The 14440-nt window shown below is 65.1% G+C and carries 14 protein-coding genes and 1 pseudogene; 3 read left to right on the top strand and 12 right to left on the bottom strand.

Annotated elements, in window-relative coordinates:
* Positions 1-149 precede the first annotated feature (149 nt).
* From P6U25_RS15815 to P6U25_RS15800, 4 genes are all read right to left on the bottom strand, one after another.
* A complete protein-coding gene (locus P6U25_RS15815) occupies positions 150-1088 on the bottom strand; it encodes a hypothetical protein (protein WP_407152058.1) in 939 nt (312 codons plus the stop codon).
* Positions 1089-1233: 145 nt separating this feature from the next.
* A complete protein-coding gene (locus tag P6U25_RS15810) occupies positions 1234-1437 on the bottom strand; it encodes a hypothetical protein (protein ID WP_280977522.1) in 204 nt (67 codons plus the stop codon).
* Between the two features lie 193 nt (positions 1438-1630).
* Complete coding sequence (locus tag P6U25_RS15805; RefSeq protein WP_407152057.1) at positions 1631-1999, bottom strand: YidB family protein; 369 nt, start codon at positions 1997-1999, stop codon at positions 1631-1633.
* Positions 2000-2116: 117 nt separating this feature from the next.
* Positions 2117-2770 carry a glutathione S-transferase family protein gene (locus P6U25_RS15800; protein ID WP_407152056.1) on the bottom strand — a complete coding sequence of 218 codons (654 nt, stop codon included), beginning with the start codon at positions 2768-2770 and terminating at the stop codon, positions 2117-2119.
* Positions 2771-2887: 117 nt separating this feature from the next.
* Here P6U25_RS15800 and P6U25_RS15795 point away from each other — a divergent pair, with 117 nt between their 5' ends.
* Positions 2888-3565, top strand: a complete 678-nt coding sequence (locus tag P6U25_RS15795; RefSeq protein WP_407152055.1) for a DUF599 domain-containing protein — start codon at positions 2888-2890, stop codon at positions 3563-3565.
* A gap of 234 nt (positions 3566-3799) precedes the next feature.
* On the opposite strand, the gene P6U25_RS15790 is transcribed toward P6U25_RS15795, so the two are convergent.
* The 8 genes and pseudogenes from P6U25_RS15790 to P6U25_RS15755 form a co-directional block, all read right to left on the bottom strand.
* Positions 3800-4690 (bottom strand): hypothetical protein, encoded by an 891-nt coding sequence (locus P6U25_RS15790; protein ID WP_407152054.1) that lies wholly within the window; start codon positions 4688-4690, stop codon positions 3800-3802.
* A 62-nt stretch (positions 4691-4752) separates the two neighbouring features.
* A pseudogene (locus P6U25_RS15785) lies at positions 4753-5653 on the bottom strand (aldo/keto reductase).
* A 116-nt stretch (positions 5654-5769) separates the two neighbouring features.
* Entirely contained in the window at positions 5770-6654 is an 885-nt protein-coding gene (locus P6U25_RS15780) for an alpha/beta fold hydrolase (RefSeq protein ID WP_407152053.1), read from the bottom strand.
* A gap of 28 nt (positions 6655-6682) precedes the next feature.
* Positions 6683-8095 (bottom strand): dihydropyrimidinase, encoded by a 1413-nt coding sequence (gene hydA / locus P6U25_RS15775; RefSeq protein ID WP_407152052.1) that lies wholly within the window; start codon positions 8093-8095, stop codon positions 6683-6685.
* On the bottom strand, positions 8095-8859 hold the full coding sequence (locus P6U25_RS15770; protein ID WP_407152051.1) for an aspartate/glutamate racemase family protein: 765 nt from the start codon (positions 8857-8859) through the stop codon (positions 8095-8097). The genes hydA and P6U25_RS15770 overlap by 1 nt, the downstream gene beginning before the upstream one ends.
* Positions 8856-9653, bottom strand: a complete 798-nt coding sequence (locus P6U25_RS15765; protein ID WP_407152050.1) for a GntR family transcriptional regulator — start codon at positions 9651-9653, stop codon at positions 8856-8858. Before P6U25_RS15765 ends, P6U25_RS15770 begins: the two co-directional genes overlap by 4 nt.
* Before the next feature lie 22 nt (positions 9654-9675).
* On the bottom strand, positions 9676-10446 hold the full coding sequence (locus P6U25_RS15760) for an aspartate/glutamate racemase family protein (protein ID WP_407152049.1): 771 nt from the start codon (positions 10444-10446) through the stop codon (positions 9676-9678).
* A gap of 51 nt (positions 10447-10497) precedes the next feature.
* Positions 10498-11802 carry an MFS transporter gene (locus tag P6U25_RS15755; protein ID WP_407152048.1) on the bottom strand — a complete coding sequence of 435 codons (1305 nt, stop codon included), beginning with the start codon at positions 11800-11802 and terminating at the stop codon, positions 10498-10500.
* 416 nt (positions 11803-12218) lie between these two features.
* Here P6U25_RS15755 and P6U25_RS15750 point away from each other — a divergent pair, with 416 nt between their 5' ends.
* Complete coding sequence (locus tag P6U25_RS15750; protein WP_407152047.1) at positions 12219-13403, top strand: MFS transporter; 1185 nt, start codon at positions 12219-12221, stop codon at positions 13401-13403.
* Between the two features lie 206 nt (positions 13404-13609).
* Positions 13610-14431: a chromate resistance protein ChrB domain-containing protein gene (locus tag P6U25_RS15745; RefSeq protein ID WP_407152046.1), complete on the top strand. Its 822-nt coding sequence runs from the start codon at positions 13610-13612 to the stop codon at positions 14429-14431.
* Positions 14432-14440: the final 9 nt, after the last annotated feature.

Here is a 14440-nt window from a genome sequence, read left to right as displayed (position 1 = left end):
TAACGGCCGGCGCAGACTTTGAAAAGGGAGCACGATCCGGAACGGTGGATAGCGGCTTCGCCTTGCGGCGGCGGAACGTGTATCTCGTCGTCACGCACCAGGCAGTGGAGCTTCAAGCGCAATGACGGTCAGGCCGACCTCCCCGCGCCTCAGTCCTGGCTCGCGGCGGCGGGTGCGCCTTGCGCAGGCGCGGCCGGTGCAGCAGCCGGCGGGGCGATCTGGACCGGCGCGCGCTTCGGCGCCGCAGGCCGTTTCGCGGCAACTGCCGGGCGCGCGGGCGCTGGTGCGGCGGCTGCCGGCTTGGTCGGCTCAGGCGTCATGATGCTGACCGCCGGCGTCGACGCTGAGCTCGGAAATTCCGCATTGGTCGGCTTGCCGGTGGGCAGCGAGGGCGGCAGCGCGGCCACCAGCCCGGCGGCCGCGGCCGCAGGCGCCACGCCGGGCGCAGCGTTCCAGGAGGCTGCATAGCGGGTGATCAGGTTCTCGTAGGTGCGATCGTTCATGTTGGCGACGACCTGGTGATTGTCGCCGAGCGAGCGGAATGCGGGACACGCCGTCGGCGTGCAGTGGTCGCGCGCCATCAGCACATAAGCCATCAGCCCGTACCGGTCGCGCTCGACCGCACGGCGCAGCGCCTGCAGCTCCGGCGTCGGATTGCGTTCGGCGGTGGTGATGTCACCGAAGGAGGTCAGGCGTGAGATCTGCGCGGCGGCATAGCTGACGGCCGCGGCGGCCGATTCGGCCGAGCCGAACAGCACCTTCTCGCACGCATTCAACACGGCATCGCCCGCAAGATCATCGACACAGGACAACGCCGGCGACGTCGGTGCCGTCGCCTGCGCCATCCGCGTCTCGGTCGAGGCGACCTGCCCACCCGGCGTAAAGCCACGGATTGTCGCAGCGACCGCAACCGCGATCGCCAGCAGCGTGATGACCGTCAACGCGCCATTGGCGACGGATTTCTCCGCACGCAGCAGCGTGACTAGGACGACAATTCCAAAAAATCCCGCCGCGACCAGCGTCAGCCAGGTCGGGAAGGTCGGTGAGCGCCAGATCTGGTCCAGCGAGGAAGCCCAAGCCCAATTCATGCGCGGTGTCCCTCAACGCAGCATAAGCACAATCCACGGCCTCGAATGCCGCGACCGGCATTCGATCTACCGCAGAATGGGTCCGCGAACAGGGCCTTTTGACGGCGGACGGAACCGCCAGACCGCCGGCTTGCGCACAGTTCCCTCAGGACAGCGCGAGCTGACTCTCCTTGGCCACCCGTTCGAAAGCTTCGGTCGAGCTCTTGATGCGATACTGGCAGTCGTCGCCTTCGGTCGGCAGCAGGCGGATCACCTGGTAGGTGCCGCTCGCGGCGGGACGCGCCACGTTGCTCGCAGTGAAATAGACAGTCTCTCCAACGGAGTACTTATGCTTCAACGCCCTCTCCATTTTTTAGAGATGGCTGGCCCGGCCTACAGTCCCGCTAGCGCTGGCCAACCTATTGAGAACCCTGTGACAACCTAGCACACAGGCATGCCCGGAATCCAGCAGGATCGGGACATGGCCCATGCGCAAATTTCGCAGAGTTTTCAGGGCGATAGAGAGCAATTTGCGTGCCAGCCGCAAATCGCGCGTCGAAGCCTTAGGCGCTGTGCGGCAGCTTGCCCTCGGGGCTCGCATGATCGACCGCATCCGGCAGAGCCTGGGCCAGCACCTTGGAGAGCTGGTCGACCGGGATGTTGAACTTCGCGGCCAGTTGCCTGACGGTATCGCTGCCGAGCACCTCCTGGAGCTGTTCGGCCGTGATCGGCAGGTTCTGGCCGGTGCCAATCCAGGACTTGACCTGATCACCGAAGCCGGCCTGCTCGAGCTTGGCGACGATCGCTGACAGTCCGCCCTGCCCGCCATTGCCCAACACTTCGCCGAGCACGGCGGGGATCACCGCCGCGCCGAGCTGGCCGAGCATCGCCTTCAGCTCGGGCGAGTTTTCCAGGGAGTCGAGAATGCCCATGGACTTCGTCCTTTCGTAAATTGCAAAGACTGGCCTCCGATTCAGACCCCTCGGAGCCACAGCGTCAAGCCGCGAAGTTTGAGGCCGCTGTCACAATTCGGAAGTCACGAGGCCCGGTCAGACGTGCTCGAATCGGTCGATCAGAAGCGTCTCGGCGAGGCCGTCGCGGGTCCACTCCTGGAATGCGGGAAGCGACATCATCGCGTCGACGTAGGGCTGCGCCTCGGCCTTTACCGGGATCGCGTAGGTGCGGAAGCGATGCACCACCGGCGCGTACATCGCGTCGGCGCCGGAAAATGCGCCAAACAGGAACGGCCCCTGCCTGCCGTAGCGCGCGTGGCAATCGGCCCAGATCTCCTGGACCCGGGCCGCGTTGGCGCGCGCATCATCCGACAGCGCGACGGGGCGAATCGGCCGGTGCAGGTTCATGCCGCATTCGTTGCGCAGCGCCATGAAGCCGGAATGCATTTCCGCCGAGATCGCGCGGGCGTGCGCGCGCGCCGCGCGATCCGCCGGCCAGAGCTTCGCGTCCGGAAACTTCTCAGCGAGATATTCGATAATCGCAAGCGAGTCCCACACCGTGACGTCGTCGTCGATCAGCGCCGGCACCTTGCCGGATTTGCTGACGCTGAGGATGCGGTCCTTGTCGGCCTGGTCGGTGTAGAGCGGAATGAAGATTTCCTCGAACGGGATATTGTTGGCGCGCAGCGCCAGCCAGGGCCGCATCGACCATGACGAATAGTTCTTGTTGCCGATGACGAGCTTCAGCATGTCCGGAGAATCCTGTTGTGACGGATATCTTGCCATAGTGCATTGCACGCGTCCAACCTGTACATGAGGCGCGACGCGGCCGCGCATGCTTGGGCGCATCGTTGGGGGATGGCAACAATGACGGGCTATTGGGTCGATGCCGTTGCGGTCGGCTTCTTCGTCATCGAATGGCTGATCTACGCCGTCACGCTCGAGCGCACCGCCTATGGTCGCGACAGCCTGTCGTCACGCATGCATGTCTATCGCGAGATCTGGGTCAGAAACCTGCTCAATCGCGACGCGCGGATGGTCGACATGCAGATCATGGCCAGCTTGCAGAACGGCACGGCGTTCTTTGCCTCCACCAGCCTGATCGCGATCGGCGGCGCGCTGACGCTGCTGCGCGCGACCAGCGATGCGATCGCCGTGCTCGCGACGCTTCCGATCAATTTGAGCCCCTCGCCCGCGCTCTGGGAGATCAAATGCGTCGGGCTGATCCTGATCTTCATCTACACGTTCTTCAAGTTCGCCTGGGCCTATCGCCTGTTCAACTACGTGGCGATCCTGTTCGGCGCGATGCCGCCGGCGACCCAGCGCGACACGCCGGAGGCCGAAGCCCACGTCATCCGCACCACGCGGATGTTCGAAAACGCCGGCCAGCACTTCAATCGCGGCCAGCGCGCATTCTTCTTCGCGCTCGGCTATCTCGGCTGGTTCGTCAGCCCCTGGCTGCTGTTCATCACCACCGCTGCCGTCGTGATCGTGATCTGGCGCCGGCAATTCGCATCGAACGCCCGGCAGGCGATGGAGAGTTAACACTACAGTTGTCATTCCCCGCGAATGCGGGGAATCCAGTACGCCGAAGCTCCTCGGACGGAGCCTTGACGTCTCTGGAATACTGGATCGTCCGCTTGCCGCCTTCGCTAAAGCTCCGGCGGGCCCAAAGCCTTTACCCCGGCGAAGCCTTGGCGAAGACGGGTCGCGGACGGACACCGAGATGAAATGCAACTGTAGTGCTAGGCTCACCGCAACGCGGGCTTCTCATGGGCCCTACGACGCGAAGTCGCGCGGCGTGAAATCGAGGTCGAGCACCTTCCACTCGCCGTAGCGATCCTTCGGCAGCATCGCATAGGGCTGGCACGCCTGCAGTGCGCTGGTCGCGCTCTGCATCAACAGCGGACCCTTCGTCGAAGCGCTGGCCTCGATCAGTTGCGGAGCGGCCGCGAGCTTGCCGTCCGGCCGCATAAACACCCGCAGCTTGACCCTGACGTCGTCGCTGGTGCTCAGCGTCGCCGGAAGCTTCATGCAGGTCTTGAGATGGCGACGGAATTCGGCGACCACGCCAGAGGCGATGTCGGCCTTCTCGGTCGCCGGCGCATCGAAATTGTCCTTGCCGGCGTCGGCGCCGGACGGCGCCGCTGCGGGTGGCGTCTCCGCGGGGAGATAAGGCGGCAGACCAAGGATGACGTGGTATTTGACGGAAGGGTCGGGCTCGGGCTGCGTGTAGGCGGGCGCCGGCGGCGGCGCTGGTTGCTGCGGAGCTGGCGGGGGTGGCTGCGACGCCGGAGGCTGCTCAACCTTCGCCATCTGTTGTGGAGTCGGGCTCGGCCGATGTGCTGGCACTGACTGCTTCCGCTCGGGCTGCGGCGGCGCCTGCTGCTCTGGCGGCTGCGGCGCGGATGCCTGCGCGTCGGGTTGGGTCGCCACAGACTCGGTCGGCTTGTCGAGCGACGGCAACCGCAATTCTGGCGTCGGTGACGGGGTTGGCGTCGGCTCGGGCGCGACCTCGGCCACCTCCTGCGGCGTCACCACCTCGACCGGCATCGTGTCAGCCGCGACAGGATCGAACTGATGGACTTCCGAATAGAGGAAAATCAGCGCGAGCAGCAACAGGTGCACCAGCACCGACGCCATCATGTCCGCGTTTGGCCGGAACTTCATCCCACTCGATCACGTCGTGATATCTCCCCTCCAGCTACAATAGCGGTCGGGGCCTGTCTGCCTCAATCCCATTTCGGCGCAAAACCGAAGCCGGTCAATCGGCCAGAGCATGATCCGGAAAGGGTTTTCCAGGGATCATGCTCAAACAAGGACCTGAGGGGTGCGACGATCCTCCAATCATCGCACTGTGCCGCTGCCCATCGCCGAGATCTCGCGCATGTCCTCCTCCGAAAGTTCGAAATCGAACACGTCGATGTTTTCCTGGAGCCGCTCGAGCTTGGACGTGCGCGGAATGGCGGAAACATTCTGTTGCACGAGCCAGCGCAGGCTGACCTGGGCGGCGGTCTTGCGATAGCGGTCGCCGATCCGCGCCAACGCGCGGTCGTTGCGGACGCGCCCCTTCGCGATCGGGCTGTAAGCGACGAATGCCAGGCCGTGGCGCGTGCAGGCCTCGATCACCTTGGCCTGGTCAAGATAGGGATGGTACTCGACCTGGTCGCAGGCGAGCGGCTCCGGGCATGCCGCCACCGCCTCCTCGATCAGCGCTACGTTGAAATTCGAAACGCCGATGTGCCGCGCCAGCCCCGCCCGCCTGACTCGCGCCAGCGCGCCAAGCGTGTCCGGCAGCGGCACCTGGGGGTTGGGCCAATGCAGGAGCAACAGATCGACCTCGGTCAGACGAAGCCGCGCGAGGCTCTCCTTGGCGGATCGCTCGAGGTCCTTCGGCTTGAAGTGGCTGGTCCAGACCTTGGTGGTCACGAACACGTCGTCGCGCCTGACGCCGGAGGCGCGCAGCCCCTCGCCGACCTCGCGCTCGTTCTCATAGATCTGGGCGGTGTCGATATGGCGATAGCCGAGCCGCAGCGCCTGCTCGACGATCCGGGCGCAGACGCGGCCGCGCAGTTCCCATGTGCCGAGCCCGATCGCAGGGATTTTGGCACTATTGCCTTCGACGAAGTCCATGCGCTCATTATGCGCGCATGGGCTGACGCTGCCAACTCAACTCGGCGTAGTGGCGGAAAAGCTGCCGGAATGACGGATCGGGCCGGCCCGACGAGGACGGCCGATGTGGTTTTCGCCTAATCCTTCATGCCCGTGATCGAAGCGCTGACGGCTCTGGGATCGCGGAGCGGCCAGCGGCCGCTCTCGACCTGCGACAGGAAATCACCGACGATCCGGTTGTATTCCTCGGGCTCCTCGATGTTGATGGCGTGGCCGCAGTTCGGCATCACCGCGAGCGCGGCCGACGGAATGCTCTGCTTCATCAGAATGCCGGGCAGAAGACAGGGCCAATCCTCATCGCCCGTGATGATCAGCGTCGGCACCGTGATGCGCTTCATCTCGTCGACCAGCGTGTAGAGCGACGGACGCTCCTTCTGTACCCCCTGCTGGGTGTTGGCCGATCCCACCGCCGAGTGCTCGGCCAGCATGGCCTTGAACTCGGCGTGACCGCGCGGGTCCTTGTTCTCATACTGCACGCGGGTCGGCCCATAGGCGTAGCGCGCGGCAAAGGCCGGCATGCCCTCTTTGCGGATCATGCCGGCGATCACGTCGGCCTCGGCGCGGAACGTCTCGCGCTTGTCGAGCTCGGCGCCATAGCCGCAGCCGCCGATGCAGAGCGACAACGCGCGTTCGGGATAGCGCAGCCCGAAGTGCAAGGTCGCGAAGCCGCCCATCGACAGACCGACGATATGGGCCTTCGGTTCGCCGATATGGTCGAGCACCGCCAGGATGTCGGCGGCGGCGCGCGCCTGCGAATAGGAGGAGACCTGCTCCGGCACATCGGACGGCGGAAAGCCGCGCGCATTGTAGGCAATGGTCCGGTAGCGCTTGCCGAAATGCCGCATCTGCGGCTCGTAGCTGCGCAGGTCACCGGCGAATTCGTGGACCAGGATCACCGGATGGCCCGATCCGGTCTCTTCGAAATAGAGGCGCACTCCGTCATCAGTCACAGCAAAGGGCATGGTGATCTCCTGCCTTCTGGTTCGCGTGTTACGAGAGGCCGGCTCCCGATCGTGGCTTGGCGCGCGGCAGGTACATGCCGTGATCCTTGCTGCCGACAAGCTCACCGTCATCGACGACGACCTTGCCGCGCACCATGGTCAGAACCGGCCAACCGGTCACCTCGAGCCCTTCATAGGGCGTATAGTCCGAGCCGTCATGGATCAGTTCGTGACGGATGGTCATCTTGCGCGTCGGATCCCATAGCGCGATATCGGCGTCGGAGCCGACTGCGATCGTGCCCTTGCGCGGATAAAGGCCATAGATCTTGGCATGATTGGTCGCGCTGAAGGCGACAAAGCTGTTGAGATCGATACGGCCTTTCACCACGCCTTCCGAAAACAGGATCGGCAGCCGCGTCGCCACGCCCGGAATTCCGTTCGGCACCCAGCGGAAGCTGGTGCGCCCCTTCGGCGCCAGCTTGCCCTGCGGGTCATCGTAGCGGAACGGGCAGTGATCCGACGAGAACACCGAGAATACTTTCTGCTGCAGGCCTTCCCAGCAGGCCTTTTGGCTGGCGAGATCGCGCGGCGGCGGCGAGCAGACGTATTTCGCACCCTCCATGTTGAGCTGATCGAGATCCCGTTCGGTCAGGACAAGATATTGCGGACAGGTCTCGCCCGTCACCCGCAGTCCACGCTGCTGGGCGCGGCGGATTTCCTCCATCGATTCCCGGTTCGAGACGTGCACGATCATGATTGGTACGTCGACGAGCTCGGAGAGCGAGATGGCGCGGTGAGTGGCTTCGCGCTCGACCGGGATCGGCCGCGAGGTGGCGTGAAAGCGCGGCGCAGTGTTCCCTGCGCGTTCCAGGCGGTCTGTGAGGAAGCGGATGGCATCGTAGTTTTCCGCATGCACCATCAGCATGGCGCCGGTCTCGCGCGCGACCGACATCGTCTCGAGCAGTTCGCGATCCGACAGCGCGAGGCCCTCATAGGTCATGAAGACCTTCAGCGAGGTGTAGCCGTCCTCCACCAGCGCCGGCAGCTCTTGGCCCAGCACGTGCTCGGTCGGGTCGGTGACGATCAGATGAAAGGCAACGTCGACGTGACATTGGCCTTCGGCGAGCGCGTGGTAGGCTTTGAGCGCCTCGCGCAGCGTCTGTCCCTTCTGCTGCAGGCAAAACGGCAGCACGGTGGTGTTGCCGCCAAACGCCGCCGAGCGCGTGCCGCTGGCAAAGCCGTCGGCCATCACGATCCCCTCGCCCGAGGGCTGGGCGAAGTGGACATGGCTGTCGATGCCGCCGGGCAGCACCAGCCGGTCGGTCGCGTCGATGATCGCGGACGCGTTGCCGAGATCATGTCCAAGTGCCGCGATCTTGCCGTCGCGGATTCCGACGTCGCAGGCGAAGGTGTCGGCGGCGGTGACGACAGTGCCGCCGCGGATGATGGTGTCGAAGGACATCAGCGGGCTCCCTGCTTCGGTGTGCGATGTTCGATGACGGCGGCGAGCGGCTCCGCGAGCCCGAGCGTCGGCTTCGGGTCGGGACGACGGAAGGTGCCGGCGATCGCCTTGCGTGGCTTGAGAACGGCGAGCGTTTCCGCCTGACGCACGGCGGCCGCGACGGGATCGATCACCGGCACCGGAATGCGATCGCGGACCTTTGCCGCGAGCCCTGCCAGCGGCGCGCCGGAGAGGATGACGACATCGGCATTGTCTTCTTCGACCGCACGGTTGGCCAGCGCGACCAGCAGCTCTTCCTTCTCAGCCTGAACGTCCGAGATCGACCGGAACGCACCGTCGAGCGTGCGGACTCCGGCGCAGCGCGAGGCGAGACCATGCATCGCGACGCATTCCTCGTACCAGGGCGCCAACGCCCCCGCAAAGGTCACGATGGAGAACCGCCGCCCCACCATGCAAGCGGTCAGCATCGCGGCTTCGGCGAGGCCCACGACCGGAAACGCAAACAGTTCGCGGGCGCCGAACAGGCCGGGATCGCCGAATGCGGCGATGATGGCGGCATCGAAACCGGAGCCGGCTTCCGCGAGCATTTCGAGCGCGATCGCGCCGCCGATCTGGGCCTCGGCGCGGGTCGCGATATAAGGCACGCCGCGCGGCGCGGTGGCGGGCACGAGCTCGGTACCGGCCGAGGCCGCCTTGCTGCCGGCGGCATGGAGCAGATCCGTCACGGCCGTCGTCGTGTTGGGATTGAGAAGCAGGATCCTCATTGCGCAACTTTTCCCGTCTTGCGGCCGCGCGGCTTTTCCGATGCTTCCGGCGCCGCGGCGTCATCCGCCTTGCCGTCCAGCGTCTCGACGACAATCTCGCCGGTACGACGCACGTGGTGAGCCAGCAACTGTCCCGCGCGGGTGGCATCGCGATCCCTGAGCGCGGCCAAGATCTCCTGGTGCTCGCGCACCGATTCCTCCCATCGTCCCAGCACCGACAGCGCGAAGAAGCGTGCGCGCTCGGCCCGCGCCAGCAGCGCCTCGTGGGTTGCCTTCAGCACCGCGTTGCGGGCGAAGCCGACGATCATCGAATGGATCTGCTGGTTGGTCTGGAAATACTCGCGCAGCTCGCCACGGCCGTGATGCCACTCGATCTTGTCCTGTAGCGCCGCGAGCCGCTCCATATCGGCCGGCTCCATGCGCAGCGCCGCGAGCTCGGCGGCACAGCGTTCGATGCCGCTGACGGCCTCGAACAATTCGGTCAGCTCGGCGCGGCGGAACGGCGCAACCACGGCGCTGTGGTTGAGGCGCAGCTCGACCAGGCCTTCGCTCGCGAGCTGCTTCAGCGCCTCGCGCAGCGGCGTGCGCGAAATCCCGAGCGCATCGGACAGATCGGCCTCCCCCAGCGATTGTCCCGGCGCGAGCTCGCCGCGCACGATCATAGTGCGTAGCCGCACCGCCGCCTGCTCGTGCAGTCCGACCCGCGGCACGCGCAAGCGCCGCCGTTGCAGCGCCGTCATCGGCTGGGGGCGCTTCGCATCCTTCTTGCGTCTCGTCGTCCCGGTTTCAGTCACGCTTCGCCTTCATCACTATCCGCTATCGGGCTCTCGACGCCGCGCCGGTGGCGCCCACCGCCCGCAGATCGGGGTTTGAGAACAGGCTGCCCCAGCCGTGGATGCGCGACGGATCGCAGCCGCTCGCGACAAGGCACGCCCACAGCGTCACCGCAATCGAATCGAGCACGGGAACGCCGAACTGCTGCTCCAGCCGCGCGGCAGCGCCGGCGCCCCGCATGTTGGTGCACAGCACCACCGCGGCATCGCAGCCCTCGCGCACCACCTCCTCGATCAGCCTTGCCACCTCGGCTTCGCTGACCTCGGCAAAGGAGAAATTGTCCTGCAGGGAGAGATGCCGTTCGGCAAAGCAATGCAGCCCCTCCGAATTCCAGTTGGCGATGATCCTGTCCTGGACATCCCTGCGATAGGGCGTCACCAGCCCGATGCGGCTCGCGCCGATCCGCCGCAACAGGTCGCGATAAGCCAGCACCGTGGTGCAGGCCGTGATCCCGGTCGAAGCCGTGATCTGCTCGCACAGGCTCTCGTCGCGATCGAAGCCGAGCCAGCTTGCCGAGGTGCCATTCCAGGCGATGACATCGACCTTGGCATGCGCCAGCAATACGGCGGCGCGCAGGATCTCGCTGGCATCGAACTGGCGGAGCGCTGCTTCGGACAGCGCGATCTCCGTCACCTTGAAGCGCGAGAAATGCGCCGACACGTCATCGATGCCGGCCAGCATCGCACAGGTGATCGGCTCGAGCGCGGTGTTCGAGGACGGCGTCAGCATGCCGAGCCGGACGGGACGTGTCATTCACTGCCTCATCAACGGGCCGGGCCCTGAATGGGCCCGGCCGCATCCGTTCTAGACTGGTAGCTTGCGGCTGTAGTCGATCAGGGTCGAGCAGATCAACAGCGCAATGCCGGCGGCGGCGAAATACATCAGCGCCAGGAAATAGGAGCCGGTAGCCTGCACGATGAAACCGACGATCAGCGGCGTCGTGACGCCGGCGATGTTGCCGCCGAGATTCATGCAGCCGCCGAGGAAGCCGGACTTGCCGCGGCCCGCGAGCGCCGACGGAATAGCCCAGTACATGCCGCACCAGCGCAGGAAGAACAGCGTCGTCGACAGCAGCACCACGACCGCGACCGGATTGGAGACATAGGCCACGAGGAAGATCGAGACCGTGGCCATGATCGCGGCGATGCCGAACAGGGTGCGGAACACGGTGTTCGGCGCCCCGCCGCGGGCGCGCCAGGCATCTCCGATCCAGCCGCCGACCAGCTCGCCGACGAAGCCCGCGAAGAAGATGATGAAGGAGGCGCCGCCGAGCACCTTGATGTCGAAACCGTGCACCTTGTACAGGTAGTTCGGCATCCAGGTCAGGAGCCCATAGAACGTGGTGTTGAAGAACATCCAGCCCAGGCACATGCACCATACCGAGCGGAAGCGGAAATAGGCCATCCAGCTTCCTCCCGCCGACGGCGGCGTCGCCGCGTCCTCGATCGCATGCGCCTCCTCGAGATAGCGCGCCTCGGCTTCGTTGACGGACGGGTGCTGCCTCGGCTCGTTGCGGATGTAGTGCCAGGCCCACAGACCGCACACCATGGTGCCGACGCCCGCGATGACAAAGGCCATCCGCCAGGAATCGAACGCCGCGATCAGCCACGCGATCACGATCGCTCCGAGCGCGGCGCCGAGTGGCGCGCCGCCGTCGAGCAAGGTGGCGCCGCGCCCGCGCTCGGTCTGCGTCATCCAGATCGCGTTGAGCTTGCCGCCGGCCGGATAGATCGGCGCTTCCGACGCGCCGAGGCCGAGCCGGGTCAGGAGCAACAGGAACCAGCTCGTGGACAGCGCCGCGAGCGCCTGGAACGCGCCCCACAGCAATGTTGCGGACGCAATCACGATGCGCGGCTTGAAACGATCGGCAAGCATGCCGCCCGGCACCTGCATCAGGGCATAGGTCCAGAAGAACGAACTCAGGATCAGGCCCTGCATCGCCGGATCGATGTTGAACTCCTTCGCGATCAGCGGCATCGCGACCGAGAGCGAGGCGCGATCGATGTAATTGATCGAGATCAGGAACAGCATCAGCAGGAAGATCTTCCAGCGCACGCCGGTCGGTTTCGCCGCGTCTGCGATCGCGATGGTGGAAACCTGTTCGCTCATTGCTCACCCCCTGTCAGCGGCTTGGATTTTCCTCGCGTGACCGTTCGCCATTGAAGGTCATCCGCCTGCCCTGCCCGGGGGTGAAGTCTGTTGCAGACAGCGCGAAACAACAAGCACATTTTGCATTCTGCATGCAATATCTGTCATCATATTGATATTATGAGATAAATCTTCGTTGAGTGCACGATCCTTGATCAAGCCGATGATGCGGATTTAGGCAAACGTTGGCCTGAATTCGATCGCAGGGCGGCCCGCTCAACGCCCCTGGCCGCGGGTCGAACCGGTCAGCGCCGCGGCGGTCCTCGGAAATTCGATCGTCCAACCTGCTTTGAAAGCATCGATGCGGACCGATCGAGCGCTCCCGCCGTTGCCTCGATGGACATCACGTCCATTGCACGCGATGAACGGAGCGATCAGTGTCCAAGCAAGCGCAGCCGAATTGGTCGGCCAGATCCGGCCTCTCGTTCGTTCTTCTGTTCGGTGCGGTCAATCTGTTTGCCGACATGACGTATGAAGGCGCGCGCAGTGTCACCGGTCCTTTTCTGGGAATGCTCGGTGCGAGCGGCTTCATCGTCGGTGCCGTCACCGGCTTTGGCGAGTTTCTCGGTTACGCGCTCCGCCTGGTCTCGGGACGTTGGGCGGATCGCAGCCGCCTCTATTGGCCGATCACGCTCGGCGGCTATGTTCTGCAAATGGCTTCGGTGCCCGCGCTCGCCCTGAGCGGAAGCTGGCCGGTAGCCGCCCTGCTCATTCTGCTGGAGCGGATCGGCCGGGCGACACGAAACCCGCCGCGCGACGTCATGCTCGCCCAGGCCGGCAAGCAGATGGGCCGCGGCTGGGCGTTCGGCGTCAACGAAGCGATGGACCAGTTCGGCGCGCTCGTCGGCCCCTTGGCCGTCGCGGGCCTGCTCGCCTGGAAGGGAGATTTCCACCTCGCATTCGCATTGCTCGCACTGCCCGCCGCAATCACGCTGCTTCTGGTCTTCGGTGCACGCGCCAGCTTTCCGAATGCCGGCCGCATCGAGCGGGAGCCGCAGACCTCGCAGGTCGGCCGCTATCCGCCGGCCTACTGGTGGTACTGCCTGGGAGCCGGTCTCGTCGGCTTCGGCTTTGCCGATTTCTCGCTGATCTCATTTCACTTCAGCCGGAGCCAGATCGTTGCGAATGATTGGATAGCCGTTTTCTATGCGCTGGCGATGGGCGCAGGCGGGCTCGGGTCGCTCATCATCGGCAAGCTGTTCGACCGGCTCGGCATGCTCGTTCTCGTACCGGTAACAGTCCTGGTCGCTGCCTACGCACCGCTGGCGTTCTTCGGCGGCTTCACGCTATCGCTGTTCGGTGCGCTGCTCTGGGGCATCGGACTGGGCGCTCATGAATCGGTTATGCAGGCTGCGGTCGCGCAGATGGTCGCACAGCAGCGGCTGGGGTCGGCGTATGGAGTGTTCGGAGCGATATTCGGCGTGGCCTGGTTCGTCGGCAGCGCGGCACTTGGCGCCCTCTACGACGTCTCCATTGCAGCGACCGTCGCGATCGCGGTGATAGCGCAACTGCTGGCCATCGTACCGATCGCGATCGCGGCGCGCCGAATGCGAGCGCGTTGAGGGCCGCGTCCGGCAAACGCGACGCCCCGGTTCCGCCGAAACGGCAAGTGGCCTGTCATACCAGCTTCGCAATTCGTTGACGTCGCCCAGGCGCTGCCGAGGTTGACAGCGCGGACGACAGGGTTTTGTATTCGGATACGGGGACATGCGATCTCCCCGCGAGGCGACATGCCCAAGAATCGCGTCCAGATCACCAAGGACGCAGCATGTCATTATCGTACACCTCCATCTCATCAGAAAAGCTTGTGCGGCTGATCGGCACGGCAAACGCGCCGACCCTCATCGACGTTCGAACCGACGAGGATTTCGCCGCCGATCCGCGACTGATACCCGGCGCGACGCGTCGGTCGCATCTCGACGTCCAGGACTGGGCCTCGCGAATGACCGGCCAGTCCGTGGTCGTCGTCTGCCACAAAGGTCAGAAGCTCGCCGAAGGCACCGCGGCCTGGCTCCGGTGCAGTGGCGTTTCGGCGGAAATACTCGAAGGCGGCCACCTCGGCTGGCGGGCGGCGGAATTTCCGACTGTGCCGGCAGACAGAATTCCGAAGCGTGACGGGCGCGGCCGCACCGTCTGGGTCACGCGATCGCGGCCGAAGATCGATCGGATCGCCTGCCCGTGGCTGATCCGCCGCTTCGTCGATCCAGCCGCCGTATTCCTGTTCGTCACCTCCTCCGAAGTCGAGGCCGTGGCCGAACAGTTCGAGGCCACGCCGTTCGATATCGAGAATGTGTTCTGGAGCCACCGGGGCGAACTCTGCACGTTCGACGTCATGGTCAAGGAGTTCGGCCTCTCCACTCCGGCGCTGGAACGGCTTGCAACGATGGTGCGCGCGGCCGACACCGCACGGCTCGATCTCTCACCGGAGGCGCCCGGACTGCTGGCCGCGTCACTCGGCCTGTCGCGCATGTTCGACGACGACCTCGAACAGTTGAGCGCCGGTCTCCTGATTTATGACGCCTTCTATCGCTGGTGCCGCGACGCGACCAAGGAAACGCACAACTGGCCGACCAGCAAGGTGAAACCGTGACCGATCGCC

It is taken from the genome of Bradyrhizobium sp. ORS 86 (genome assembly GCF_045571475.1).
GTDB lineage: Bacteria > Pseudomonadota > Alphaproteobacteria > Rhizobiales > Xanthobacteraceae > Bradyrhizobium.
Note: the sequence above shows the minus strand (reverse complement) of the source record. Positions and strands in the feature narration are given on the sequence as shown.

Coding starts and splice junctions, on each gene's coding strand:
- P6U25_RS15780 (WP_407152053.1), bottom strand. CDS start 6,654: ATGCCCTTTGCTGTGACTGATGACGGAGTGCGCCTCTATTTCGAAGAG.
- P6U25_RS15815 (WP_407152058.1), bottom strand. CDS start 1,088: ATGAATTGGGCTTGGGCTTCCTCGCTGGACCAGATCTGGCGCTCACCG.
- P6U25_RS15745 (WP_407152046.1), top strand. CDS start 13,610: ATGTCATTATCGTACACCTCCATCTCATCAGAAAAGCTTGTGCGGCTG.
- P6U25_RS15770 (WP_407152051.1), bottom strand. CDS start 8,859: ATGAGGATCCTGCTTCTCAATCCCAACACGACGACGGCCGTGACGGAT.
- P6U25_RS15790 (WP_407152054.1), bottom strand. CDS start 4,690: ATGAAGTTCCGGCCAAACGCGGACATGATGGCGTCGGTGCTGGTGCAC.
- P6U25_RS15810 (WP_280977522.1), bottom strand. CDS start 1,437: ATGGAGAGGGCGTTGAAGCATAAGTACTCCGTTGGAGAGACTGTCTAT.
- P6U25_RS15805 (WP_407152057.1), bottom strand. CDS start 1,999: ATGGGCATTCTCGACTCCCTGGAAAACTCGCCCGAGCTGAAGGCGATG.
- P6U25_RS15755 (WP_407152048.1), bottom strand. CDS start 11,802: ATGAGCGAACAGGTTTCCACCATCGCGATCGCAGACGCGGCGAAACCG.
- hydA (WP_407152052.1), bottom strand. CDS start 8,095: ATGTCCTTCGACACCATCATCCGCGGCGGCACTGTCGTCACCGCCGCC.
- P6U25_RS15795 (WP_407152055.1), top strand. CDS start 2,888: ATGACGGGCTATTGGGTCGATGCCGTTGCGGTCGGCTTCTTCGTCATC.
- P6U25_RS15760 (WP_407152049.1), bottom strand. CDS start 10,446: ATGACACGTCCCGTCCGGCTCGGCATGCTGACGCCGTCCTCGAACACC.
- P6U25_RS15800 (WP_407152056.1), bottom strand. CDS start 2,770: ATGCTGAAGCTCGTCATCGGCAACAAGAACTATTCGTCATGGTCGATG.